General features: G+C 46.0%; 22 protein-coding genes, 1 tRNA gene and 1 riboswitch. Of the genes, 15 read left to right on the top strand and 8 right to left on the bottom strand.

Annotated elements, in window-relative coordinates; all coding sequences use genetic code 11:
• Positions 1-246: 246 nt before the first annotated feature.
• The 4 genes from ACDJ59_RS15630 to ACDJ59_RS15615 all read left to right on the top strand — a co-directional run bounded on the left by ACDJ59_RS15630 (position 247) and on the right by ACDJ59_RS15615 (position 4,167).
• Complete coding sequence (locus tag ACDJ59_RS15630) at positions 247-1,050, top strand: Cof-type HAD-IIB family hydrolase (protein WP_413409833.1); 804 nt, start codon at positions 247-249, stop codon at positions 1,048-1,050.
• A gap of 96 nt (positions 1,051-1,146) precedes the next feature.
• Positions 1,147-2,187, top strand: a complete 1,041-nt coding sequence (locus ACDJ59_RS15625) for a hypothetical protein (protein WP_413404031.1) — start codon at positions 1,147-1,149, stop codon at positions 2,185-2,187.
• Between the two features lie 107 nt (positions 2,188-2,294).
• On the top strand, positions 2,295-2,843 hold the full coding sequence (locus tag ACDJ59_RS15620; protein ID WP_413409831.1) for a GNAT family N-acetyltransferase: 549 nt from the start codon (positions 2,295-2,297) through the stop codon (positions 2,841-2,843).
• Positions 2,844-3,036: 193 nt separating this feature from the next.
• Positions 3,037-4,167 (top strand): glycosyltransferase family 4 protein, encoded by a 1,131-nt coding sequence (locus ACDJ59_RS15615; RefSeq protein ID WP_413404029.1) that lies wholly within the window; start codon positions 3,037-3,039, stop codon positions 4,165-4,167.
• A 135-nt stretch (positions 4,168-4,302) separates the two neighbouring features.
• Here ACDJ59_RS15615 and ACDJ59_RS15610 read toward each other — a convergent pair whose 3' ends face one another.
• A complete protein-coding gene (locus ACDJ59_RS15610; RefSeq protein WP_413404027.1) occupies positions 4,303-5,358 on the bottom strand; it encodes a hypothetical protein in 1,056 nt (351 codons plus the stop codon).
• 204 nt (positions 5,359-5,562) lie between these two features.
• On the opposite strand from ACDJ59_RS15610, the gene ACDJ59_RS15605 reads away from it, so the two are divergent.
• The 4 genes from ACDJ59_RS15605 to ACDJ59_RS15590 all read left to right on the top strand — a co-directional run bounded on the left by ACDJ59_RS15605 (position 5,563) and on the right by ACDJ59_RS15590 (position 7,380).
• Positions 5,563-6,144, top strand: a complete 582-nt coding sequence (locus ACDJ59_RS15605; protein ID WP_036609617.1) for a xanthine phosphoribosyltransferase — start codon at positions 5,563-5,565, stop codon at positions 6,142-6,144.
• A 97-nt stretch (positions 6,145-6,241) separates the two neighbouring features.
• A complete protein-coding gene (locus ACDJ59_RS15600) occupies positions 6,242-6,571 on the top strand; it encodes a hypothetical protein (RefSeq protein ID WP_036609615.1) in 330 nt (109 codons plus the stop codon).
• A gap of 119 nt (positions 6,572-6,690) precedes the next feature.
• Positions 6,691-6,909, top strand: coding sequence for a hypothetical protein (locus ACDJ59_RS15595; RefSeq protein ID WP_036609613.1), 219 nt, complete (start codon positions 6,691-6,693; stop codon positions 6,907-6,909).
• A 141-nt stretch (positions 6,910-7,050) separates the two neighbouring features.
• On the top strand, positions 7,051-7,380 hold the full coding sequence (locus ACDJ59_RS15590; RefSeq protein ID WP_017689352.1) for a carboxymuconolactone decarboxylase family protein: 330 nt from the start codon (positions 7,051-7,053) through the stop codon (positions 7,378-7,380).
• Positions 7,381-7,453: 73 nt separating this feature from the next.
• On the opposite strand, the gene ACDJ59_RS15585 is transcribed toward ACDJ59_RS15590, so the two are convergent.
• Positions 7,454-7,918, bottom strand: a complete 465-nt coding sequence (locus tag ACDJ59_RS15585) for a C40 family peptidase (RefSeq protein WP_036609611.1) — start codon at positions 7,916-7,918, stop codon at positions 7,454-7,456.
• Between the two features lie 5 nt (positions 7,919-7,923).
• Positions 7,924-8,055, bottom strand: a riboswitch (cyclic di-AMP (ydaO/yuaA leader).
• A gap of 426 nt (positions 8,056-8,481) precedes the next feature.
• Here ACDJ59_RS15585 and pelA point away from each other — a divergent pair.
• Together pelA and ACDJ59_RS15575 are read left to right on the top strand one after the other, a co-directional pair.
• Positions 8,482-9,435 carry a pectate lyase gene (gene pelA, locus ACDJ59_RS15580; RefSeq protein WP_413404023.1) on the top strand — a complete coding sequence of 318 codons (954 nt, stop codon included), beginning with the start codon at positions 8,482-8,484 and terminating at the stop codon, positions 9,433-9,435.
• A gap of 176 nt (positions 9,436-9,611) precedes the next feature.
• Positions 9,612-9,695 (top strand) — tRNA-Leu (locus ACDJ59_RS15575).
• A gap of 136 nt (positions 9,696-9,831) precedes the next feature.
• Here the strand turns inward: ACDJ59_RS15575 and ACDJ59_RS15570 are convergent.
• The gene (locus ACDJ59_RS15570; RefSeq protein ID WP_413404021.1) at positions 9,832-11,526 is read right to left on the bottom strand and encodes a carbohydrate-binding protein; all 1,695 of its coding nucleotides are present in this window, start codon (positions 11,524-11,526) and stop codon (positions 9,832-9,834) included.
• A 454-nt stretch (positions 11,527-11,980) separates the two neighbouring features.
• Between ACDJ59_RS15570 and ACDJ59_RS15565 the strand changes: the two genes are divergently transcribed.
• Positions 11,981-12,775 carry a divergent polysaccharide deacetylase family protein gene (locus ACDJ59_RS15565; RefSeq protein ID WP_413409830.1) on the top strand — a complete coding sequence of 265 codons (795 nt, stop codon included), beginning with the start codon at positions 11,981-11,983 and terminating at the stop codon, positions 12,773-12,775.
• On the opposite strand, the gene ACDJ59_RS15560 is transcribed toward ACDJ59_RS15565, so the two are convergent.
• Positions 12,750-13,496, bottom strand: coding sequence for an N-acetylmuramoyl-L-alanine amidase family protein (locus ACDJ59_RS15560; protein ID WP_413404019.1), 747 nt, complete (start codon positions 13,494-13,496; stop codon positions 12,750-12,752). The genes ACDJ59_RS15565 and ACDJ59_RS15560 overlap by 26 nt on opposite strands.
• Before the next feature lie 194 nt (positions 13,497-13,690).
• Between ACDJ59_RS15560 and ACDJ59_RS15555 the strand changes: the two genes are divergently transcribed.
• Positions 13,691-13,909, top strand: coding sequence for a YqzE family protein (locus ACDJ59_RS15555; RefSeq protein WP_221823397.1), 219 nt, complete (start codon positions 13,691-13,693; stop codon positions 13,907-13,909).
• 155 nt (positions 13,910-14,064) lie between these two features.
• Here ACDJ59_RS15555 and ACDJ59_RS15550 read toward each other — a convergent pair whose 3' ends face one another.
• The 3 genes from ACDJ59_RS15550 to ACDJ59_RS15540 all read right to left on the bottom strand — a co-directional run bounded on the left by ACDJ59_RS15550 (position 14,065) and on the right by ACDJ59_RS15540 (position 18,192).
• On the bottom strand, positions 14,065-15,072 hold the full coding sequence (locus tag ACDJ59_RS15550) for a hypothetical protein (RefSeq protein WP_413404017.1): 1,008 nt from the start codon (positions 15,070-15,072) through the stop codon (positions 14,065-14,067).
• Positions 15,073-15,225: 153 nt separating this feature from the next.
• The gene (locus ACDJ59_RS15545; RefSeq protein ID WP_413404015.1) at positions 15,226-16,425 is read right to left on the bottom strand and encodes a YqhG family protein; all 1,200 of its coding nucleotides are present in this window, start codon (positions 16,423-16,425) and stop codon (positions 15,226-15,228) included.
• A 3-nt stretch (positions 16,426-16,428) separates the two neighbouring features.
• Positions 16,429-18,192: a DEAD/DEAH box helicase gene (locus ACDJ59_RS15540; RefSeq protein ID WP_413404013.1), complete on the bottom strand. Its 1,764-nt coding sequence runs from the start codon at positions 18,190-18,192 to the stop codon at positions 16,429-16,431.
• A 461-nt stretch (positions 18,193-18,653) separates the two neighbouring features.
• Between ACDJ59_RS15540 and ACDJ59_RS15535 the strand changes: the two genes are divergently transcribed.
• Positions 18,654-21,293, top strand: coding sequence for an adenosylcobalamin-dependent ribonucleoside-diphosphate reductase (locus ACDJ59_RS15535; RefSeq protein WP_413404011.1), 2,640 nt, complete (start codon positions 18,654-18,656; stop codon positions 21,291-21,293).
• An 82-nt stretch (positions 21,294-21,375) separates the two neighbouring features.
• Here the strand turns inward: ACDJ59_RS15535 and catA are convergent, their stop codons facing one another.
• Positions 21,376-22,023 (bottom strand): type A chloramphenicol O-acetyltransferase, encoded by a 648-nt coding sequence (catA, locus tag ACDJ59_RS15530; protein ID WP_413404009.1) that lies wholly within the window; start codon positions 22,021-22,023, stop codon positions 21,376-21,378.
• Positions 22,024-22,254: 231 nt separating this feature from the next.
• Here catA and ACDJ59_RS15525 point away from each other — a divergent pair, with 231 nt between their 5' ends.
• Together ACDJ59_RS15525 and ACDJ59_RS15520 are read left to right on the top strand one after the other, a co-directional pair.
• Entirely contained in the window at positions 22,255-22,815 is a 561-nt protein-coding gene (locus tag ACDJ59_RS15525) for a flavin reductase family protein (RefSeq protein ID WP_413404007.1), read from the top strand.
• Positions 22,816-23,390: 575 nt separating this feature from the next.
• A complete protein-coding gene (locus ACDJ59_RS15520) occupies positions 23,391-25,475 on the top strand; it encodes an acyltransferase family protein (RefSeq protein ID WP_413404005.1) in 2,085 nt (694 codons plus the stop codon).
• Positions 25,476-25,585 lie beyond the last annotated feature (110 nt).

Below are 25,585 nucleotides of genomic sequence, written 5' to 3'. Positions count from 1 at the left end.
CGGAGCAGGGAGCCGGGCAGAGAGCAAAGCCCTGCCCGTAATGGTCCCGGTTAAGCTTGGGCGGGACCGCCGCTGACCAGCGGTGTGCCCGGCAACAAGCGTTCCTACAACAACCTTGACATAGCAAGACCCGGCCTAACACCGGTGAGCAAGACGGGAGTCCAGAGGGCAGAGCCCTCTGGGGCCCTCCCTCGGAAGGGAGGGTTTGGGTGGGTGCGACTACTAACAGATGAGGATGAAGCCAGAATGACTTATAAATTAATTGCACTTGATGTAGATGGAACATTGCTGAATGATCATCATGAACTTACGGAATGGACTCAGGAGACCTTGATCCAAGCTTCCCGTCAGGGAGCAGAGATTGTCCTGTGTTCAGGTAGAGGTCCTGCCAACACGATTCCTTTTATGGAGCAGATGGGACTGGATGGATATGTGATTACGCATAATGGCGCCGTTACCGCGCAAGTCGACACCCGTGAGGTGGTTCATCATTTTGCATTAGATGGACAAGGACTGGAGCCGATCATATCCTACTGTCGAACCAATGGAGTACATTTTGACATCAATACGGCATTTGGTCTGTATGTGGATCAACCGGAAGGTTTGGGGTTGCAGGTGCGTGAGATGTATTACAACTTTATGGCCGAGCCACTGAAGTTACCCAAGTGGGTTGACATGACAGAACCGCTGGCGAAGTTCACTGCATTTGGTCCGATTGAACAGATGGATGCAGTACTTCAGGAATGGTCTACTTGGAATCTGCCTTATTATATGACACGGAGTGGTGACTTTTTTATTGATCTGATGCATCCCGAAGCGTCCAAAGGCGCTGCGCTTAAAAGGCTTGCCGAATCGAAAGGAATCATGCCTTCGGAGATTATGGCGATTGGTAACTACTTCAATGATATTACGATGCTGACTTTTGCGGGCAAAGGCATTGCCATGGATAACTCACCGGACGAGGTGAAAGTTGCTGCGGACGAGGTTACACTCTCCAATAACGAGCAGGGTGTGGCACACGCAATCCAAAAATATGTGTTATCCGTCTAACCCTACATCCTATACTTAAAATGCACGCTTTCCTCATAATCTACCGTCCTCGGGGCATCCTAAGAGAATAACGTTAGGAATGGAGGAGGACACGTGATGAAATATGATGTGGAATTGGTTGCAGACCTGCGGACATCAGGTGGAGAAGTACAGGACGTGATGGTCAATGGTCAATATGCAGGCTCACTTTTCCTTGTGTACAGAGAAGGAGATCGTTTATCAGGTAGTCTTCAGATCGAGCAGGAGTCTCTGCCAGATGATACAGAGGAATTTATTGTGGAAAAAGTACATGCCTATGTCCGATCTCTTGCAGATGCGTTGGAAGCTGCGTATTATGAAGTGCTGGTTAGTTGTGGCTCATTACATACGGTTCTGCATATGCCTGAGTCAGAGACAGTGTGGCCGTCTGAAGAGATGAATCATGACGAAGGCAGCTATGATGATATAGGTAGTAGTGGAAGTAAGGTAATCCCTGTTTCACAAGCCGAATCGTTTACATATGAAGATCGGGATCAGGTTCTGGAGATGGAAATGGTAAGCGCAGGACGCAGCATATCGACGTATATATTCAATGATGTTGAAGGGCAGGAACTTGCAGAAGCTTCCTTAAAACAATATGGCGCTGATGTACAAGGTGAAATACACTGGTATGACGAGCCGGAAGAGAATCAATTGGAAGCTGCGGCAGAGTTACTGGTCAGAGAGCTGGATGAAGATATCATCGATACAATTACGATCCGCATGTGGCATCAGGGCAACGAACTCGAGACGCTAGAGTGGGTACATCGCGATTTCTCCGAGGATTTGGAGGATACCGATGAATCGGATCTGGATGAGCTGGAAGCTGCTGAAGAAACATGTTATGTCATGCTGAAGCGTAAGGATCGGGAGTTCCGGGTATATGAGCTGTTTCTTCAGGAACGAGGTGGATTGCCTGTGGGAACAGCAACTATAGACACTTCTCATTCCGATCTGACGGGATACATTGATTACGAGGTTCCTGGTACCAGCATTCAGCGAAAGAGCCTGGTCGAAGTGTTGATGCAGGAGTTGGACAAGGAAATGGAGTTTGACACCTTGCATCTGACGATGTTGTATCGAAATCAGATTATTGATGAAGCCAGAATAGATGGGTAAAGGGCAACCGCCTTTTACCTTTTTTTTGTTCTCATTTTGACGAAAAATCCATTTCCCGGTATAGTACCATTAGTTTAAAAGAGATCAGGAAGCGGAGGAGAACAATGATGCACTCATTCAGGATCATTAGCCAATATATTAACGATGGTTTTCAAGCGGTTCAGGCGAAGCCGGAAGATACGGAGGATGTGATGTCACTGCTGGTGGAGACAGCCGAATGGTTACAGAGCCAAGGTTCTTCCCAATGGAACGCTTTGCTTAAAGGTGAAGATTCACATGATACGGCAGGGGCGATTCGGCGTGGGGATGTGTTTGTATTTAAAAAAGGGGCGGACGTAGCGGGGATGGTCATCCTTTTGGTTCAGCCAAGCCCTTGGGATATTCATCTTTGGGGTTCAAAAGCTCATGCCAAGGATGGCGCAATTTATCTGCATCGGTTAGCGATTCGAAGAAAATATGCTCAGAGCGGTCTGGGACGGTCCATTTTGCAATGGTCCAGCAGCGGCATACATTTTGAAGGCAAACATACTGTTCGGTTAGATTGCGGAGCGAGCAATGCAACGTTGAACTCCTTTTACGCGCGGAACGGGTATACTTTTTTGGGAGAGACCGATGGTTACAGTACATATGAGAAGCCCGTGGAGCTACTGAGCTGAGAATTCTGACTATCCAATGAATATGTTGACGACAACCGCAAGCGATGGACTGCTGAATTAAAGCTTTTGCTTCTGAGGGGAACGTTTCATGAATATGTTGTATATACGAGTTATCGTAATATAGATGTTCCGGCTTCCCTATGTCATAATGGATAGTAGAGCAGTACGTAAGTTAGAAAGGGGGAAACTAACGGTGAAATTGCTGCAGGCGCTTTTCTTTCCTCCGGAGCAGCCCGGAGGTGTATCCTCTATGATTCCGTATATGCAAGAGAGATTTACAACCCCGAGGTGGGAAATGGATCTGTTCTCGTTGCCAAAGCGAATTCGCAATAAGGGCAGAGAGGAAGTTCAGTTCGAAACGTTTGACTGGACGGAATATCAGGATAGTCCTGTTGTCCAAAAATATATTCAAACTTATCGTGATTATCTTTGGTGGACCAAACTGCGTATTCAGAAGCCCTATGATCTGATTCATGCCCACCACCCAATTGCAGGACTTGCGATGAGAACGGTTTTCCCGGATACACCCCTCATTCAGACGATTCACTCCAGTTATGAACGAGAATTAATCCTTAATGGACGCATTGAAACGGATGGACCGGAGCATCGATTCCTGCTTGCGATATATGGTGAGCTGGAACACCAGGCAGAGCGCCTCTTGACGGTGTCGGATTCGTTCCGTCGTTATCTAGCTCCCTACGTGAAGGAACCTGATGTCATCGGTGTGATTCCCAATGGATTTGATGAGAAGCGCTTTAAGCCGATCCCTCATGATAATGCGATACCACAACTGGTCACGGTATGTCGGCTTGTTCCGGCAAAAGGGTTGGATATTCTTTTCAAAGCTTGTGCGGAACTGAAGGGCCGAGGTCATGATTATGTGTTACATATTATTGGAGATGGACCGATTCGTCCTGATCTGGAAGAATTGGCGCAGCGATTGGGGATCTATAATGAGACCATTTTCTATGGTTACACACTGCACCCTGAGGAATTCATGCCATTCTTTGATATTTTTGTACTTCCTTCACGGGCAGAAGCATTTGGTTCCGTCTTCGCTGAAGCGGCGCTGAGTTGTCTTGCCCTTGTGGGTACGGATGTAGGTGGTATACCGGAACAGATCGAGAACGGCAGCAATGGGTTGCTTGTACCGGCAGAAGATCCTTCTGCATTGGCTGAAGCGCTTGAAAAGGTGATGCTGGACCCGGCTTATCGTTATGAACTTGCCCGTTCAGCGTGTGAAAAAGCCAAAACACATTACTCGCTCGGCAGATCGGTCAATGAGTTGAAAAAGATGTATCTACAGTTTCCTGGCAAAGCCTAAAACGTAGACCAAAAACTGCGAGCCGCTGTGATAAACAGCGGCTTTTTGTCATGTTTAAGGAAAAAGTACGCGCGATGACTTGTGGTTATGAGGCAAACGGATGCTCATATTCATGAAGTACATGGACACTGAGATTTATATATTGTTGCGTCTACGAAAGGCGCCCCAGCGGTTCAGTACCAATTTGGCAGCCCAAAACAGTGCCATACTTCCGAAGATAGGGTAAAGGATGGATAGCAGAGAACTGAATCCAAACTGACTGAGTGAGTAACACAACAGCATAATGGTTAATGTAATGAAACGGGGATGGACACGTATATGTTGTCTGAGTTGCAAGGTCATCCCATAGATATCGGCTACAAAGGTACTGAATATTTCCATAAAAATAAGGGATACATATACAGATTGCACTGCCCATCCAAGTTGAAAGGCAATGCTGCCCATCGGGATTTCGAATTGGATGATGCCGGGCATCTGAGCTGACATGGCAAAATGAGCTGCCATCAGCATGAAACCAACGCCAATTCCACCCAATACTCCACCCCACTTCAGCACATTCCGACTACGGATCTGGTTACCTACTGGCACAAGAACAGCTTGAGCCAACACCAGATTGAAAGAAGTATACAACAGAGGAGACAGCCACACTTGAATAGGGTTTGAGTCTGTCGTCAGTGTGATGAATCGGGAAGCACCTGGATGATGGATGGTACTGGTGATCATGAGCAGAGATAACAGAAGCATCATGGGCACGACGATGCTATTCATTTGTAGGATGGCTTGAATGCCCCGACCGAGAAGCAGATATGTCCCTACAAGTGTGACGATCAGACCTGTCTGATAATGCAAACCCAGATGTTCGACAAAAACGGAGCCTGCTCCGGCAAGCATGACACTGTTCACGCCAATGAGAATGAGAAGGGTCACCCAGGTGATCCATTTGCCCGCCTTATGGCCGAATAAATGTTTGTTCAGATCCTCATAAGAGCGGGACCCGGTATCGTGAGCGATCAGCATCATTTTGGTACCTAACCAGACAAAGAGCATGGTGGATAAGCCTATGGTGATGGTGGCCCATTTGCCATACTGGGTAAAAAACTGCAAAATTTCCTGCCCTGTAGCGAAGCCGGCTCCGACAACCGTTCCGATGTATGTAAATGCGATCTGCAGCACCCGAAATGCCTGTTTCATGTGTTTCCCCTCTCAGGCCCCTGTATAGTTTGGACATGCGGGTACCATGGTACAAGGTATGCTTGACCCACGAAAGTCATGACAATCGATAATGAGCTTTGGCTTGAAATGCGTCTCAAGGACAGCGCCCAGGCAATTTCGCTTGAACTTATAGATAGATATATGATACTTTTACCTCATAGGATAGGCTTGGGAGGTCAAATCATGGAATTATTGAAACAACGAATTTTACAAGAAGGTGTGGTTATCTCGGATCAAGTATTAAAGCTGGATGGTCTGTTGAACCACCAGATTGATCCTGCATTAACGATGGAGATGGGACGTGAGTTTGCTGCTCGTTTTCGTGAAAGTGGAGTAACTCGGGTAATCACGGTAGAATCCTCAGGGATTCCGGTTGCTTTTGCAGCAGCCTATGAACTGGGGGTGCCCCTTGTATTCGCCCGTCGTAAAAAAACACTTCTGGCTGATCCTGATGCTTACTGTGAACGTGTACCGTCCTTTACCAAAGGAATTGTAACTGACATTATGGTATCCCGCGAGTTCATTCATGAGAATGACCGCATTTTGTTCATTGATGATATCATTGCCAATGGAGATGCCGCTCGTGGCGTCATCAAAATTATCGAGCGTTCTGGCGCGGAACTCGTCGGATTCGGCGTTGTGGTCGAGAAAAGTTTCCAGGCAGGGGCACGCACGATTCGTGAACAGGGTATTCCGGTGGAAGCCTTGGTACGCATTCGTTCCCTGAACGATGGAACAGTACAATTTGACGATAACGAAATGTGACATTTTAAAGGAATAGGGCCTATTTTTTGAACTATGCCTTTGCATGACCGCCGATTTCATTTATAATGGGGTTATGTTAGGGAGAGGAGGCAACACCATGGGGAACCAACCGGCAACAGAACAATTTTTTAATGATAAGCTGGCGGAATCGAAAGTTCATTTTGAACGTGCCCTGGATTGTAAACATACGGAATTCGATGACCTTTATCCCTATATGATTGAACATCCTCAATTTTTCTGGTACAAACGCTATGTTGCCTGGTCAGAATTACTGACGATTGTAGGCTTGTGCGAAGAGTTGTCCTTCTCTTGGAAAGAACAATTTACACCGCATCAAGTGGAGTACCTTGAAGAACGTGTGATGTCCGCCAAAGTGCTTGATTTTTGGTTCGAGAAGAACGACAGCAAAGAGCACGCGCAGCGGTAACTTTCAGTCGGGACATAATTTCGAATGACATGACAGTCCAATACAGTCACGTGAGACCTAAATGACTTTTCATTTAGGTCTCTTTTTGTAAATAAATTTGAAATATAGGAGCCATGAAGATGATTAGTGATACAGAATTGGACGCCCTGCGTCTGTCAGGTGAGAAAGTTAGAGTAGTACGGGACGAGCTGGAATCGAACGACGTGAAGGGGATTGTGGTTGCCTGGGATGGCGAGCAGGTACTTATCCGTCGTCAGAATCGACGTGTCGTTAAGCTGGACCGAGGTTACAGCTATCAGCTGTTCAGCGAGCCGCGCCAGAGTCCACTTAGTGAGTAACAGCTTATAATTATGGAAGAGCCATGAGCGTTAAATGTTTGGAATTACCATGATTTCTTGGCATAATTGGCTCACTCGGGAGAGAAGATAGGTACAGTGAGGAAGATCTGTAACTATAGCCGAGAGGGTGTGCTACAAGCCATGACATTGATGAATGATAAAGTTCATGCCTACAAGGATCAGATTGGAGCATTAAGCGATGTGCTGCCAGGTGTGGTGAAGTCGTATCATGAGTTTACCGGAGAATGCTTCCAACCTGGCGTAATTGATGCGAAGACAAAACAGCTAATTGCGCTTGGGATTGGATTATTCGCCAACAATGAGGTATGTACCTTCTACCATGTAGAAGAAGCCCGTGCTAAGGGCGCAACAGATCAGGAGATTATGGAGACCGTAGCCGTGGCCGGAGCTGTTGGTGGAGGACATGCCCTGTCTCAGGGTGCGATGCGAGTGCAGAAGGCACTGCATTAGTAAGCAATGTAACATACATTTTTAAGTACAAAAAAGGCATCCGGTTAATAACCGATGCCTTTTTGTATGTGAATTACATTTTACCTAACATTTTATCGTACATAAACTGTCCAGTTACCCGACGTGCTGTTACGTAACGGTCATTGAAGTATGGATTCGATAACTTCGTGATGCTTACACCTTTACTGCTGGAGGCATGAGCGAATTGTCCGCCGCCGATATATACACCTGTATGTGAAATGCCTTTGCCTGTTGTATTAAAGAACACCAGATCACCTGTCCGAACATTGCTCTTGGATACGGGAGTACCTGCTTTAGCTTGCTGCTGCGAAGTACGTGGCAATTCAATGCTGTATTTGTTGAAAAGATATCTCATAAAACCAGAACAGTCGAAGCCGGCTACAGTTGTGCCACCCCATTTGTAAGGAATACCTGTCATGTTGTTCACTACGGAGTTGATACTGCTTGCCTCTGTGCTTGTTGCCCCGGATGTAAATAATACAGCTGCTCCAAAAATGGAGATAATCAGTTTTTTCAAAATCAATGTTCTCCCTTCGATGCCTACGGAGTTAGCTAAGGGTTCGGTAGAAGGTTCCCTATATTTCCTATGTATAAGAATAATTCACCCAAATTGGTTCCCCCGTTTTCAAACATGAAACTCGGCAATGAATAATTAAGTTTTTGTAACTATTTGAAACTATATTGCATAAATGCGTAATTGTCAAACCCATTTAAAACCCTTCGTAATACCTCAATGTTAGCGGAATTAAGGTTTTTATATGAAAGAAGGGATCAAGTTTGGGTATCATTCATGACAAAAACGTCATTATTGGTTCGTTTAAGACGAATTTGGATAAATAAATAGGTTTGTCATGAGTTAAAAGAACTATCCCGTTATGTAGAATTAGAGAGATTATATTCATTAAGTTGCATATATTGACAAAAATCGATTTTTTGCATATTATCTGATTATCCAATCCACATATTGGATAAAAATTGATTTTATTATGCGATAAATACAAATAAAGGAGGTCGGGGCGTATATCATAGGTAAAGTAGAAGTGGAAGATTTATAAAAACGAACATAGGAGAGTGTTACATTTGAAAGCAAAGAAAATAATTACTTTTGTCCTGGCATGTACGATGGTGTTCTCAGCAGTTGGAATGGCAGTTCTTCCTGTAGGGACGGTATCTGCTGCGGATGCATCGGGTACTACAGCGAGTATTTCTGATATTTTGAAGAACCAGCTGCCAGATGGAGGTTGGAGAAAAGATTATAAACAGACAAGTGGAGAGTGGGCAAAGTCCACGATAGACAACAAGGCTACATACTCAGAAATTAGAAGATTGGCGAAGGAATTTAAAAAGACGAATGATCCGCGTTACTCCACAGCTGCAATCAAAGGAATTAACTTTTTGATCAACATGCAGTATTCAAACGGCGGATGGCCACAAGTTTACCAAAGCTCTGGATATCACAAGCATATCACTTACAATGATGATGCCATGATTAATGTAATGATCATGCTGGATGAAGTAGCAGCACGCAAAGGTGATTTCTCATTTATCGACAGCACACTTGCTAACCGCAGTAAAAATTCAGTTGCCAAAGGTGTGGAGGCGATTCTGAATACACAAGTTGTTTCAGGTGGTAAGCTGACAGCATGGGGACAACAGCATGATTCCAGCTCCCTTAAACCAGCGAGCGCAAGAATCTATGAAGTGCCATCGCTGACAGCTGGAGAGAGTGTAACGATTGTTAAATTTCTGAAAACCAGACCTGCTAACGCTAAAATTACCGCATCCATTAAAGGAGCGGAGGCTTGGTTTAACAAAGTGAAAATTACGGGTTACAAGTATGAAAGAGCTAATGGAGATAGTAAAATTATCGCTGATTCCAAAGCTACACCAATTTGGGCACGCTTCTATGAGATCGGAACGGATAAACCAATCTTTATTGGTCGTGACGGGGTAGTAAAATACAATTTAAGTGATATTGATAAAGAAAGAAGAGGCGGTTATGCATGGTATGGTAACTGGCCTTCCAAGCTGTAATTTGAAGTATGCTTCCGTTTTAATGAACCAAACTATTAGCAGCAGTTAATGGTAAAGCCCGAATCGACATGGATCTCTGATTCGGGCTTTATTGTTATTATTTTCAGTGTTGACATGATAGATTCCGCATGATATATTATTTCTTGTCGCCGATATTGATCACGGAGATACAATATGCGGTCGTGGCGGAATTGGCAGACGCGCACGGTTCAGGTCCGTGTGGGCTAACCCCCGTGGAGGTTCGAGTCCTCTCGACCGCATCTAAAAAAAAGACTCCTTAAGCTAACGCTTAAGGAGTCTTTTTTTGCATTTTTAACACTCACTAGATTTAGTATCCAAGAGGTTAGTGCTTAGCCGCACGTACAGCAAATGTCTTCCATCAACCAAACGGAACGTTTATTGCGCTGCGGTAACATTAACGCTGTCAATATTCGGTCCTTCCGATCCAGTGGTAACCACTTTCAATGTATTGGTCCCCGTGTTCATGGGGACCTGTATTGTTTTTTCAACCCAAGTGGACCAGCTTCCCGTTGCCGGAAAGGGCTCGTTGCTAATGACTTTGGTTCCGTTCACAAAAATGTCGAGGTTCCGAGTGCCGCTTTCCAGCGCATAACGAAACTTTACGTTTTTGGTACCTGTTGTCGTGTTATTAATGCCGTTCCATTGAATGGCCGAACCAGTCATCGCATTGAAGTTAACATACCCGGAGCCAGTGTAACCGGGGTAGATTGTTTCAATGGCAGCTTCCGTAAGTGACGTTCCGGTCTCGGCTTCATACGTCGTGCCACTGCCTGTATTCCCGCCGCTATTTCCGCCAGTAACGTTGGCAACAAACGTTGTTACGCTCTGAGGCGGGAGCTGTGCCGTGAAGGCTCCATTGGATACGTTAAGCGAGGTTCCGCTTGCCAGGTTTCGACTGCTGTCCGTAATCCATGAGGACACAGTAGAGGCATTACCATTCTGCAGAACGAATTTTTGGCTTGTGGCTGAAGTTCCACGGTTAATTGCCACGACGACGACTTTGTTATCACCTTTATAGGCTGAGACAAATGTGTTTGTATCCGGATTTTTCGTTGCATCGACTCGCAGGTAGCCTGGACGCACGAATTTAGAGAAATGAGCCATATTATACCCGCGTTTGCTTATGGTACCGTCCTCTTTCATCGGACCATACTGTCTGCGGATGTACCACCACACATAGGCCTGGAAATCCCCTTCTACCATGGCATTGTGCATGTGATAGGAAACGTCTAATGCTTCAGGCCAGCGGTCTGCTGAGTTGTTGTCACTGTTTGGAACATACACTTCAGTCATCCACAGTTCTTTACCGGCTCCTTTTTGCTTAAAGAGAGGGTAGGCAAAATTCGAAATCTGGGTTCCATACGTATGTGCTCCCAGAATATCCATGTTGGCAAGTGCCTGCGGATCATTCAGGATTGGGTCGGATATGTTCTTTAAGTATTGGAAGGATTCAGGCGCCATGACTTTGGTACCTTGAATGGACCCGGCATTTTCTTTCATGAATCGAAGGATCTCTTGTGGAGTCCACCAAGTCCAGTCATGAGCATAATCCGGTTCGTTTTGTACAGAAATGGCATACAGATCTACGCCGTTATTTTTCATGTAGGTTACAAAGTCGTTCAGATGTTGCGCATATGCGGTATATTTGTCGTATTTCAGACGTTTGGCATTGGTGTCCCCATTGCGGTTGAATGTTTCAACCATGCTGCTCGGAGGATTCCATGGGGATGCGAATACGATAGCCCCCTTTTCAATAGCCCGTTTGGCTGTGGCAACTTCACGATACCAGTTATTGGAATCTGGATCAACGTAGATTCTGAGAATTGAGAAACCTAACTGATTCTGGTCATTACCAAAAGCAGTTTCACGTTGAGCGGGAGTCAGATCACCAATCCAGGCAGGAAGGTTAATGCCCCCAAAGCCCTTGATCAGCTGTTTTTCCGAGGACAAATTAATGTTGGCATCGTTGGCTGCTGACACATTTGTCGGGGTTAACATCAAAGGCAGGGCTGTTAAACAGGCCAAAAGAACATTAATCGTCTTTTTTAGTTTGAATTTCACTACTTTCATCCTCCTTGATAATGGTAAATGGTTACATAGAGAAACCGCGACCAGGGATAACAAACAAGAAGAGCGGATTGTCTGGCATTTATTTTATGTAAACCCTTTCAAAACCTCCTTCCATAAATCATAGGAAAGAATTGAAGCACATTAACTTCTTTCATTTGTTGATTCTACTAAAAAATTCCTAAACTGAAAACCTGACAAATTACAGTATTTTTTCTAATTAATCTCTATTTTCTAACTGTTCAATGACAGTTCTTGTTTGATGCTAAGGAGAAAACGGGAATGATGAAGATCTTCGCTTGAGTTAGAGGTCTCCAATTGCGGGGATGTTGTTATTAAGGAAGGCTTTGGCTTACATATTCCTCCCTTCATTATCAAACAATGAGATCACAGAAGTTACGGGGAGGGAATCATGATGAAGGTACAGAGAAAGATTTATCGATTCATTGCAGGTATCATGGCATTATTGATTGTGTTTTACGCAGGCATATCGGCAGGAGGGCCTACAGCGGCAGCTTCAGAGTCCACATCGAATCAAAAACGGTTAGCGATTATCATCGATGATGTTGGTAATGACATGAAGGGTACGGCAGAGATCCTGGCGATGCCAGTTAAACTGACGGTAGCGGTCATGCCTTTTTTGCCAACAACGAAGAAAGATGCGATAGCTGCACATGAAAAGGGGATGGATGTGATTGTACACATGCCCATGGAACCCAAGAAAGGACGACCTGAATGGCTGGGCCCGGGTGCAATCACATCCAATCTAACGGATGAAGAAGTCCGCTCACGCGTGGAGAAAGCGATTGATGATGTGCCCCACGCAATTGGCATGAACAATCATATGGGTTCCAAAATTACTTCGGACAAACGCATTATGTCCATTGTGCTCGATGTATGCAAGGAGCGGGGCCTCTTCTTTGTAGACAGCCGTACGAACTTTCGCTCTGTGGTGGGGGAACTGGCCGTATCCAAAAATATGCCACCTGTAGGTAATGACATTTTCCTGGATGATCAAAACTCCAAGCAACACATTCGCAAGCAACTGGATCTGGCTGCTCAGCGTGCGATCGATAAGGATATCTGTGTTGTCATTGGTCATGTCGGTCATTCGGGGATGAACACATCCGCAGTAATTCGTGAATCCGTCTCCCGTCTGCAAAATCAGGTTCAATTTGTAGGGATCGGTGATCTGGTTCGAGATGTGTGGCAATGGCAGTCTGCTCCTACACTACCGACAGATAATAAATAATGCCATTGGCAATGGACTGGGCGATTCGTTTTTGCTCAGCGGGGTCATTCATTCTGGCTCGATCTGCCGCATTGCTCAAAAATCCGGTTTCAACGATGACGGCAGGTTGCTTCACGTAATTCAATATATAAAAAGGCTTGCCCCATACAACCCCGTGCTCCGTTCCGTACAACTTGTTCATGGCGTCCTGAATGGATTGGGCCAGCAAATAACTCCTGCCTTCTTTCTGGTGCAGTACCACCGGGCCGTGTGCAGTCGATCGGGGACTCCAGTTCGCATGAATGCTGACCACGATATCTGTACTTACTTCTTCGCTAAGGCTTTTACGTTGGGCAAGATCTCTAGTATGACGGGAGCGGCTGTTCAGCCAGCGGTTCTCATCACTAAGTGCATAATCACCAAGTCGATTGATGATAACGGCATAACCTTTGCTGCGAAGCAGCAGATAGACCTTTTGGCTAATGGCCAGGTTGATATCTTTTTCCAGCACACCTTGGGCTGACGTACCACCGTCAATACCGCCATGGCCTACATCGAGCAGGATAACGGGTGCTGCAAAGGCATGATGACTTGAGCGATAAGCATCTCCATCGGTTACCGGAAGCATGGATGGACTGTTCTGGGACGGGGCTGCTTCTCCATGCGCGACATGGTGGGGCAGGATGGGAAGACAATGGAAGCTAATGAGCAAGGCTACCGAAGCGGTCAGCAGCTTATACATGGGAATACACACTCCTTCATGAAATAGGTATCGAATGCAGATTAATGGCTCAATGGATACCTTTGGCATTAGACTGTGCATTCTGAGGGTTTTCATACTTCTTTCAATAAAAAAATGTTTAACCATTACACATCTTGCACACAATAGAACTATCGTAAGCTCCGCGAATGTGCAGGAGCGAAGGAGGCAGCATTATGGCCAAAAGTGATGAGTTGGTAAAATACATTACGCAGCGTGTTGTTCATTATATCGATACGCCGAAGGATGAGCGGAAAGGTCGCACCAAAAGGAAAGAGCCGTGGGCGATGAAGTGGTTTGGTATGATTCCTTTCGCTGTATCCCTGTGGGTGGGGAAAAAGGAAAAAGAATTCGATACAAAGTCTCATAAACGAAGTTCTTCGGGTAAAGGTTAATGATCGCTTACCTATTTCACTCAGCGAGTTTGAAGACACGCCCTAATGTAAGACCAAAAGACGCAATCCCTTTAATCATGGGAAGGCGTCTTATTTGTTGTCGATGTTTATAGTTTTACAGGTTATCTGACTGTATCTTGAGAATCTGCTGATGATCAAGGATATACGATGTAAAAAAGGCCACCTTGCTGCAATGTGCTTAAAGGGACAAAGCGTTGAATGGATGATTTTCCACCTAGCGATACATATAGAATGGACTCTGCTACCTGATCTGTATGCCACAGCTGATAACCGCTAACAGGTAGAGGACCGCCGTATACAACGTTACGATCACCCGCTGAGAAAACAATCTCTTGATTCTCCCCGTGTTGTATCACATCTTGTGCCCGGTCGGCAGCAACAGGTTTGGAGGTAAGCCACAACAGATTGTCAGCCGGATTGAAGACGGGTCGGAGATGAAGTGGGTCGACTGATAAAGATGGCGTTGTGGATAAATCAGTTATGCTGACAGAGTTCTGTTTGGAATCAGCCTCCAGCAGGTCCAGGAACTCTGACGGTAGTACATCTCCGTTGGTAGCATCAATATAAAGTGCAGAATGGTTAGGTTGTTCCACTTTCCAATAAGCCAGCAGAGGAAGAGCATAGCCAAGATGAAGCTCTCCTCCGCCAGCAAGTAATGCTTCAAGGTTCACATGTTGTCGATCCAAGGCTTGTCCAAGAAGTTCATTGTTGTATGGTGACTGTTCTCCATGACCATATTCACTAAGCATCAACTGACCCTGCTCTGTGGCCCTAATAATCATATATCCGATAGGTTTGCCTTCAAACTCAGCTTGTACGAGCCAGCTATGTAAACCTGGCCCCAGAGGGTAGAAGTCCAGGTCGGCGTTCTTCCAATGCACTTCGCCGTTAGCTGTACCAAGTGTAACAGCTTGTTGCTCTGCAAACCGTTGCACAGCAGCGGGGGCTAGCTTTTCATTCTGAATGGCATGATGTTCGGGACCATACTCTGTTGATGATGCCGGGGATAGCGAAGACGTTTTTTGTTCCTCTGCGTTGGCTATCGACCAAAAAGAGAATAGGGCAAGACAACTGAGCAAGCCCAAGGTAATACAGGTTGTTTTCTGAGCGTTGTTCCAACATGTATGAAAGAATCGTTTCAAATTTACACCTACTTTTCATTTATCCGTTACCTGAGCCGGTCCTAGTTTCATTCTAGGGGACAGACTATGCAAAGGTTGCCGCAACCTGTCGGGCAGCTGATCATGAATAAACACTACTTTTGCCAGCATTTGCAGGAAAAGTAGTGTCTTCGTCTATCTTAAGTGAAACATGCCGCTACTAATGGCAGTTACTTTCACTTTGGGTTCATATTGCCAGATCATTTCGGTCCGGCGTGTCTCATACTGCAGTTTCATAGCTTCACGATCGATTACCGCCTGTTTTGCTTTCTCTTCTTCGGCATCTGTCTCGGAGTCGATCGGTACTGCGGCCTCTGCCGCCAGTTCTACATCTGCTCCAATGGGTTTAGCGTTAGTTATATCCACAACTTTTTTCAGTGGTGCAGGTGGCGTGCGGTCAGAATGGACATTCTCATTCTCCGTGTCTGAGGTTTTGTTACCTGGTGATTCTACTTCAGGCATATCTTCTCGGAGTACCGCCTCATAGTAGGTGTCCAACACGTCTAGCTCCAGATCAAGCCGCTCTTGGGCTTTCTCTGCCCAGCTATAATCGAGTTCCAGCAAGCGGTTCGTCAAATGAGATTCCAAAGCAGCTCCGGCATCAAATAACGAAACTTTAGCTGTCTGTACATGCATGTTCTCCGCAAGCCTCGGACTGAGATCGCGTCGGTTCAGCTTCGTGCCGAATTTTTCTATAATTTCACCCGAGCGAAGGGAGATGCCGAGAAAATGTAATTCCTCCCGTTTCAAATCACAGGCGAATTCCACCTTGAAACAGACACCAAGCCAAGGCTCATATACGGCTGGCGCTGTAGCCCGCAATTGTCGTTTGGCAGCCTGTTCGAACAGGTTCACGAAGGCACCGCCTTCACGGGCAGCACCGAAAATCTGCTGGAGTCTACGACTGCCATACACCACTTCTTCACGCAATATTCGTCCTGGCCCCAGCTGTGGCAGCGATGGCGTAATACCGAAGTAACGGCCTAGAATAGTTTCTTTTGGTGGCTCGCCTTGAGGACTGCCATTGGTTACGCCATTCGTTCCATCAGGGTTAGGAACAGCAGGAGGTGATGCTTGCGCAGCTATGGCTTCTGCTGCTTCAATGGCCTGCTGATAACTGTCAGGATCAAATATAAATGTAAAGGACATCGTCTCAGCGGGTGCTCCGGTTCGTTCCACGAACCCCCAATAATAAGGGCGATTGGTCAACGCTTTGTCCGCCTCAGGCGAGAGTTTGACTGTAACATGGGCAGGGGAACGCTCCATAATCTGACAATCCAGTGCTTCCAGATAGGTGAGAACATAAGCCTGCACTTCATGGGGAGACATGGTCATGAGTTAGCTACCTCCTTTGCGAAGATCTAACAACCCGGATACGGCAGGCCCTTCATCTGAAACCTCACGTTGAATAGAGTTCAGCGATTGTCCAAGTGAGTCCATTTTACGGCGAATATCTTCATCAGTTTGTGATTCCAATATGATTTTGTACAAACTTTTCTCAATAGACTCCTTTTTCTCCAGCCGTTCCAGAATGACATCCAGCCCGCCGATCACCATTTCAAACATATTGATCTTCTCATGCAGCAGACTCAGAATATGTTCCTCAATGGTTCCGGTCGTAGATAAATTGAAAATGTTCACGTCATTTTGCTGTCCCAGCCGGTGTACCCGACCGATCCGCTGCTCTACCCGCATAGGGTTCCAAGGCAGATCAAAGTTGATCATATGATGGCAAAATTGCAAATTGATGCCCTCACCACCCGCTTCGGTTGCAATCATGGCCTGCACACGCCCGCGGAAGAGATCCATCATCCAGTCTTTTTTGCCTCGATTCATGCCACCCCGATAGGGTACAGCCGTAAGCCCGTTGTTGCGGAAATAGTTCAGCAGATACTCCTGCGTGGCCCGGTATTCGGTGAAGATAATGACTTTTTCATTCATGTTCCGAACCAGTTCCATCGTTTTCTCCGCTTTGGTATTCTCCTTGATTGCTTTAATATGGGCAACGAGTTCCCAAATCTTGTCCCGAAGGGGAGAGTCCAGCGGAAGTTTCTTCGACAGATTAACCAGCGTCACGAATACAGCATCTCGACTGCTGCACACTTCACGCTGCAATGTAACAAGGGAGAGCATGCTACTTAGGTTGCCGCCAGCTTCCTGGTACTGGTCTTTAACAAAGGAAGTCACACCATCATAAAGCGCTTGTTCTTCAGGCGATAATTGCAGATTCACGTTGGAGACGTTCCGTTTGGTAAATTGAACGGGGCCTTCGCCGCGGCGGTTACGAATCATGACTTTGGATAACTCGTTTTTAAGCTGTTCCTGATTTTTCGGAACCCGTTTGTCTACAACAAAGTTGGCCGCAAAGTCACCCTGACGACCCAGTTGACCGGGCTTCAGCAGGTTGATCAGATTGAACAATTCACTCATATCGTTCTGCACAGGTGTAGCTGTAAGCAGCAGACAATACTTTTTGCGCAATTTCAGCATGAATTGATAGTTGGTTGTTTTCTTGTTTTTGAGCTTATGAGCCTCGTCAATAATAATCATGTCGTAATCGGTATTCAGCAGCATATCTTTATGCGGGTCACGTTTGGCTGTATCCATGGAAGCAACAACCACTTCATTCTGCCAGGAATAGGCCTTTTTCTGAGCAATAGCAGGGATGCCAAATTTTGAATTCAATTCCCGTACCCATTGCAGTACAAGAGAAGCAGGCACGAGAATGAGTACCTTGGATACGAGACCTCGAACCATATATTCTTTCAGAATGAGACCGGCTTCAATGGTTTTGCCAAGACCCACCTCATCGGCAAGAATGGCCCGGCCTGACATTTCAAATAATACTCTGCGTGCAGTGTCCATCTGGTGAGGGAGTGGAGTGAGGCCTTGTAGATGCTTGAGACATTGGATCTCGTCAAAATTGGGAATAAGGTTGGTCTCTTCGGCTTGAATGCCGAGTTGAAAGAGTCGGTAATCCCCCCAAGGACCTCCTTTATCCAGTCGTGATTCCAATTGATTAATCCAGGTCCGATCAAATTCCAACGGAACGGGCAGCTCAGCTACAGGTTGATTTGTGTGGTGCGGGTTTTTCCGGTTCATGGTGTTTCCTCCCCTGCCATACGTGATGACGTTTTATTCGTAGGTAATAGTATGGACGAATGAGAGTCAGTTCATAACTATGTGGGTTCAAATAAGGAATATTTACACTTGTCACTCCGATGACAGAATAACCTTCCGATCGCTGTTATCCCCAGATTTCTTTGATTCCCTTTTCTGGAGGGGGAAATCCGGGGATAAAGGCGAACGCTTCGCTTCTTCAGGTTATTTCTGTCCTTCCGTTCTTGTGTAAAAAGTTTAGTTGAATCAATGTGAACTACAGTTTATTTGCAAGAAGTTTGTCCGATCAGGAGAGTCTATAAAATAAGGTCTGTGATAAAAGTCGCATGGAAAATCAATATATGGTGTATTATACTGAATTAATATCACTATATGTGGTGTTTTATCATAATTTACTTTTATAGTGAAAATGGAGCTTTATACCGGGGAGGTTGAACGTAGCGATGAAATCGAACCAACGATCATACCAATTAGAAGGACTCAGCGAAAAAATATTTCTGGACCGATACGCCTGGAAGGACGCTGATTCGAATCATGCCAAGGTCGGAGATGTTGTATTGGTATTAACGAAGGATGATCCGAAGTTCCCAACCAAGGAAGTGGGCGAAATCATAGAACGTAAGGGTCAGCTTGTACAGGTAAGGACTCGAAGCGGAGAGGTGATCGAGACAAATGTGGAGAAACTGACACTCAACATAGAAAAAACACCGGAAGAGATGTGGAACCGTCTTGCCAAAGCGATGGCTTCTGTCGAATCCACAGCCGATAAGCGGGCAACGTGGGAGTCCAAGTTCCGCTCCGTGTTGGAAGATTGGAAGTTAGTACCCGGAGGCCGGATTGCTGCGGGTGCGGGGGCAAGCGATGAGTTGACACTCTTCAATTGTTATGTCATTCCATCTCCGCAAGACAGTCGGGGTGGCATCATGAGAACTTTGACCGAGATGACGGAGATTATGGCACGTGGGGGAGGTGTTGGCATTAATTTGTCCTCTTTGCGTCCTCGCCGAGCGGTGGTGAAAGGTGTCAACGGATCATCCAGCGGTTCCGTATCGTGGGGCGGATTGTTCAGTTATACGACTGGACTGATTGAACAGGGCGGAAGTCGCCGGGGAGCGCTCATGCTGATGATGAATGACTGGCATCCGGATGTGCTTGATTTTATTACCGTGAAACAAACGATGGGGCAGGTGACCAATGCCAATCTGTCTGTATGTGTGAGCAACGCATTTATGGAGGCTGTCAAGCAGGACGGAGATTGGGACTTGGTTTTCCCCGATACAAACGATCCAGACTATGATACCGAGTGGAACGGGGATATGCAGCAGTGGAAAGCAGCAGGTCATTCAGTGGTGCACTATCGTACACTGAAGGCTCGCGAAATCTGGCATACCATTATTGAATCAGCCTGGAAATCGGCAGAGCCTGGTGTGGTATTCATGGAGTACTATAACCAGATGTCCAACAGCTGGTACTTCAATCCGATCATCTGTACTAATCCGTGCGGGGAACAAGGCCTGCCTGGCTGGGGTGTATGTAATCTGTCTGCGATCAATCTGTCCAAATTCTACGATGAAACGAATCATGATGTGGCATGGGATGAGTTGGCGGAAACCACTCGTATCTCGGCTAGATTTTTGGACAATGTCATCGATGCAACACCATATCATTTTGAGGAAAATAGACTGAATCAGCAGCGTGAACGCCGAGTTGGACTTGGCACGATGGGACTGGCAGAGCTGATGATTAAGCTGCGTATTCGATACGGCAGTCCTGAATCCCTTGCATTTCTGGATAAACTGTATGGCTTCATGGCGAAGGAGGCCTACCTGGCATCGGCAGAGATTGCAGCAGAGAAGGGAGCTTTCCCAGCTTTCGAAGCTGAACCGTATTTACAGAGTGGATTCATGAAAAACATGGTTGCGACGTACCCTAAAGTGGGAGAGGCCATCCGTAAACGGGGCATTCGAAATGTCACACTGATCACACAAGCGCCAACGGGAAGTACAGGTACGATGGTGGGCACATCAACAGGTATTGAGCCGTATTTCGCCTTCAAGTATTTCCGTCAAAGCCGTCTAGGTTATGATGAACAGTTCGTACCGATTGCACAAGACTGGCTGGATGAGCATCCGGGTGAAGCTTTACCTGACTATTATGTGACAGCGATGGATCTGTCGGCTGAGAATCACATACGGGTGCAGGCTGCGATCCAGCAATGGGTGGATAGTTCGATCTCGAAGACGGCCAACTGTCCGGCTGATTTTACAGTGGAGGATACGGCTGAGCTGTACGAACTGGCCTTCGACCTTGGCTGCAAGGGAGTAACGATATACCGCGACGGCAGCAGGGATGTGCAGGTGTTGTCCACGTCGAAGAAGGAAGCGACCCAGGCTGAAGATCAGAACACGGCGGAAGCTGAAGAGAAGACAGTCGTATCTGCAATAGAAAACCCGAATAATGCTGAAGTACAGGCAAGTGATGGAACTTCCAATAGCCAGGTTGGTGTTAGAACGCATTCCTCCGATCAAACCCCTTCCTCTTCTACAGTGCTGGATAAACAATACAGAAGCCGTCCTCAAGTACTGCGCGGTGCGACATACAAAATCAATACGCCATTCGGGATGGCTTACATTACGATCAATGATCTGGAGGGAACGCCGGGTGAGATCTTCCTGAACGTGGGCAAAGCGGGATCGGATGTGTTCGCCATGGCTGAGGCACTTGGTCGAGTATGCTCTCTGTTCCTTCGATATGGAGATCATGGGCACAAGGTTGAACTGTTGATCAAACATCTCAAGGGAATCGGTGGTTCGGGAGCGATTGGCTTCGGAGCCAACAGGGTTGAATCGATTGCTGATGCAGTCGCCAAAGCATTGGAAAGTCATGTACAGAGCAATGTGCAGGAGAACGAAACTGGAGCATTACAAGAACAGAATCAAGTGGAGAGCAAGTATCCAGAAGTGGAGGATCAGAAAACCTTTACCGAATCGAGAGATTTATGTCCTTCATGCGGCTCGGCGTCCCTGATGAATGTGGAAGGATGCAAAACATGTAGCAACTGTGGGTACAGTAAGTGCAATTAAATATCTTTTGAAAAAAAGAGAAAAAGAAAGGCACTCCTGACTCCATCATGAAGTCAGGAATGCCTTTTTGTCATTTAGCTAACTAACACCAATCCTGGCATCGATCTGCAAGTGATTGCAATTCATTAAATACAACACCAGCATGGTAGCCGTCACACACGGCGTGATGTAAATGAACGGATAAGGGAAGATATACTTTATCGTTCTGTTGAACATATTTCCCCATCGTGAAAATAGGCAACAAGTAGGTTCCCTCATTGTAAATATTCAGATTAAATCCCGTAAAGTTCACCCAAGGAATACTGGAAACGGGAAATATATTTGGTGGTTCATTGGGTTTGGCAACAAATTGTTTGTGATCTTTGTAATTGTTCATATCTTCCAGATAACGAATGTGGAACGTCTCGAAATCTTCATGGAATGCTGTCCAGATCGTTGAGAAACTTTTGTCGTCCTCATGAAAAATTGTATAACTCGGAGACATTTCGTCCCAGTAGCCCAATTTCCCCTCGGCATCAAAACAGGTTCGAAATTCCCTGTGTGCATTGACGACCGTAGAGATCATATGAATAAGAGCGGGATAGAACTTCAATCCTTTAAGCTTCAGTTCGTTGATCAATAGAGTAATATCCAGATTAGCAGTTATGCTGTAGGTACATCTGACCTGATTCAAGTAGTGGTCAAAGTATGGCTTTCGATCCCACTGATCTAACACGATTGAATTAAACATAAGTTATAACCTCCTAAATTTGAATAATGTCTTTATTTAGGAGGTATATTTGACTGATTTGACCATTTCCTATCACATTCCCAGTATCGTATTTTTAGAAATTGACCATCTCAGTATAACATGATACTGAATGTGTCGCTTATAGCGAAATCGTCTTCAAAACGCTTTTTCAACCTGTTTCTTTCCTTTATAATTAAAGTTGTCTTTATAACGAAGAAGAGAGGGGATTAGATGCGTCAGCCGATAGAAGAACCCATATTTTATTCTTATCCTGGAATGGTAGCGGTGGTGACTTCACGACATGAGGGAATCCAGAATGTGATGGCGTCCGGATGGCATACATACATCGGATCATCACCAGGCGTATATGGCATCTCCCTTCGTAAGGAAACATACTCCTATGAACTCATTGAGAAGAGCGGCGTATTCGGTGTTCATTTCCTGCCAGGTCATCGATCGGAGTGGATTCAAGCTGCAGGAACGTTCAGTGGAAGAGATACGGATAAATTCACAAGATTCGGCATTCCATATGAGGAAGGAATCAAGGTAAGTGTACCCATTTTGACAGACGCTTATTTTGCTTATGAGTGCAAGGTTATGGAGATTACGACATATGGTGACCATGAATGGATTGCAGGCGAAGTGTTGCAGCGATATCAGGATCAGAAGTGTTTTCTGGAGAATGGAATGGTTGATCTGGAGAAGTTGCAAATCCCAATGTACACAGGGCGTTCAGCATACCGGATCATGGATGCGAGGACAGAAGAAAAGATTCACCCGTTCCACCTCTAGGGTCCTAGGCAAGAAGAAGCAATTATGAGCAAAACTTTCAATCCGGTCTGACATAGGTTTATAATGGATATTGGCTGCTGAGCAAGTCGGCAGCCTTTTGTTATGGATTCAATTGTTTCAATCGATGTGTGCGTGGGTATGCTGGTTTGCGCAAGCAGGACAGGTAATTTTAGCCACTCGATGAAAAGTACTATATTTAACGACAAAATTAGAGTATGATTTTACAGCTATATGAGCTGGCAGGAAAGGTTACATCGGTTTAATCGTTTGTAACTATTCCTGTAAAGTATGAGGCTTATTCCGGGCGTATAATGCTAAACGTGAGCTCACGAATCAATATAAATAATATCGAAATGATTAAAACTTAATGGACTGGCCACACGTCTTCCTTAAGACTATAGAATTCACCAAGAATGTAGCATCATCGGATCGTGCTTCGAACAGAAGCTTTTCTTATGTTGTAAATGAAAGATGGAAGGTGCAATACGTATGTTAATGACAACCAGAACGATCAGGAGTTTCTTTATGCCCCCAACACCTATGTTGTTGACTCACAGTAACAAGGAGGGGCATGCATGTCACAATCGCCTAGTAACAAGCGACATATGAACGGACTGGATGGCTTGCGAGCCATCGCTGTACTTGCGGTTATCGCGTATCATCTGAATTTGGATTTTATTCCGGGCGGACTGCTCGGTGTAGGTATATTCTTTGTTCTCTCGGGATATTTAATTACAGATATTCTCGTGTCACAGTGGCAGGAACATGGACGCATTTCACTCGGTGATTTCTGGGTAAGACGGGTAAGGCGTTTACTTCCAGGCATGCTGACCATGACAGCTGTGGTGATGATCTGGTTGGCCTGTACAGACCCATCCCGGCTTACTGCGCTTCGTGGTGATATCGTTTCGGGTGTATTATACATAAGCAATTGGTGGTATATCTTTCACAACGTTTCCTATTTCGAAAGTTTTGGCCCTCCATCACCGTTTGGACATTTCTGGTCACTGGCTGTGGAAGAGCAATTTTATCTTATATGGCCTCTTCTACTGATCGCAGCAATCGTAGTGTTCAAAAGAAAGGGATGGCTGGTCGTCTTCATTGTCGTCGCAGCTGAATTATCTGCTGGCGCAATGGCCATCATGTATAATCCGGATTTGGACCCGAGCCGTGTATATTATGGAACAGACACGCGGGCATTTGCACTGCTTGCTGGTGCTGCTCTTGCCGTGGTGTGGCCTAGTCGCAAGCTATCGAACTCTCTGTCTGGCATGAACCGGCTTGTGCTCGATGTGTCGGGACTTGCTGCGCTTGCCTTGTTAATCTACATGATGCTGAACAGCAGTGAATATGATCCGTTTCTGTATCAAGGGGGCATGGTGCTTCAGGCTATTGCAACAACGCTGCTGGTAGCGGTGTTGGCTCACCCATCGTCTTTCTTGGCAAGTATCATTGGCGCGAAGCCATTACGCTGGATCGGAGAGCGATCCTACGGATTATATCTGTGGCATTATCCTGTCATTATTTTAACCAATCCCGCGGTGGATACGGGAGGAGCACATCCTGTCCGAATCATTTTACAGGTTGCTGCAACGGTTGTACTGGCCTCATTGTCCCTTAAATATATTGAGAATCCGATTCGTTACAACGGATTCCGTGATTCTTGGTCCCGATTATGGGGAAGAGGGCGGTCATCGATCGGTATACGTAACGTATGGTGGAAGCGGGCAGGTCTGTTGATGACGATTCTGCTGTTGTCCTATACGGTATCTCAGATGATGGTCTCCCATGCAGCGAACTCCGACTCCCATTCGGTATCGATGTCCAACACATTGAATGGAGAGAATTCCGTAGCGGAGGAACAGGGACAGGATGTGTTGCCAGCTATTACAGGAACGTCAGGCTCTGGCCAAAAGAACGATGCTCATACCCATAAACCGGCAGCAGGAACGAAAGATGATCCGGGGAAAAATGAGAAGCCAACAGGAGAGCCTGCTCCAGATTCAAAACCTGACGACCAAGACAATTCAGTAAATCCTGGCAAGGACGGTCAGTCTGAAGATAAGCCGGCTGATGACTCCGTGACTAACGAGAATGATACACCGGATGACGCTGGAGCGAATCAATCCGATGATACGGATGATGCACCTGATTCATCTCAGGACAATGAAGAAACGGCTCCTCCTGCCCAGGATGGCAAGGTTCATTATACCGTCATTGGAGATTCGGTGATTTTGGATGCAAAACCGTATCTGGAGCAAAGTATATCGGGAGTGTATGTGGACGGACATGTCGGTCGTCAGATGTGGCAGGCAGGCGATGTATTGGAAGGTCTGAAGCAAAACAACCAAATGGGCAGCAAAGTGGTGCTGGAGCTCGGGACGAATGGTTCCTTTAACTCCAAAAACTTGAATGCTGTGCTTGATTATCTGAAGGATGAGGATCGGGTATATCTGGTTACTGTGCGCGTACCTCGTCCATGGGAACGAACGGTGAACAGGGCTTTGAATGAGGCTGCCTCCAAATACAGCAATGTCTCGTTGATTGACTGGAACAGTGCAAGTGAGGGACATGACGAATATTTTGAAAAAGACGGCGTACATCTCACTACGCAAGGGTCCGAAGCTTTTGCAGAACTGGTGAAGAACAGTATCCAATAATACGTAATCCATATTTAATACGATTTAGCACTTATTCATTATATATAGCCTGGGGTGAAGCTACCGACGGCTGCAACAAGAAAGAGCTCTCATTGTGAGGGCTCTTTTTA

The sequence above is a fragment of the Paenibacillus amylolyticus genome, assembly GCF_047302515.1.
GTDB lineage: Bacteria > Bacillota > Bacilli > Paenibacillales > Paenibacillaceae > Paenibacillus > Paenibacillus amylolyticus_G.
The sequence above is the reverse complement of the archived record's forward strand: the minus strand, read 5'-3'. Positions and strand labels throughout refer to the sequence as shown.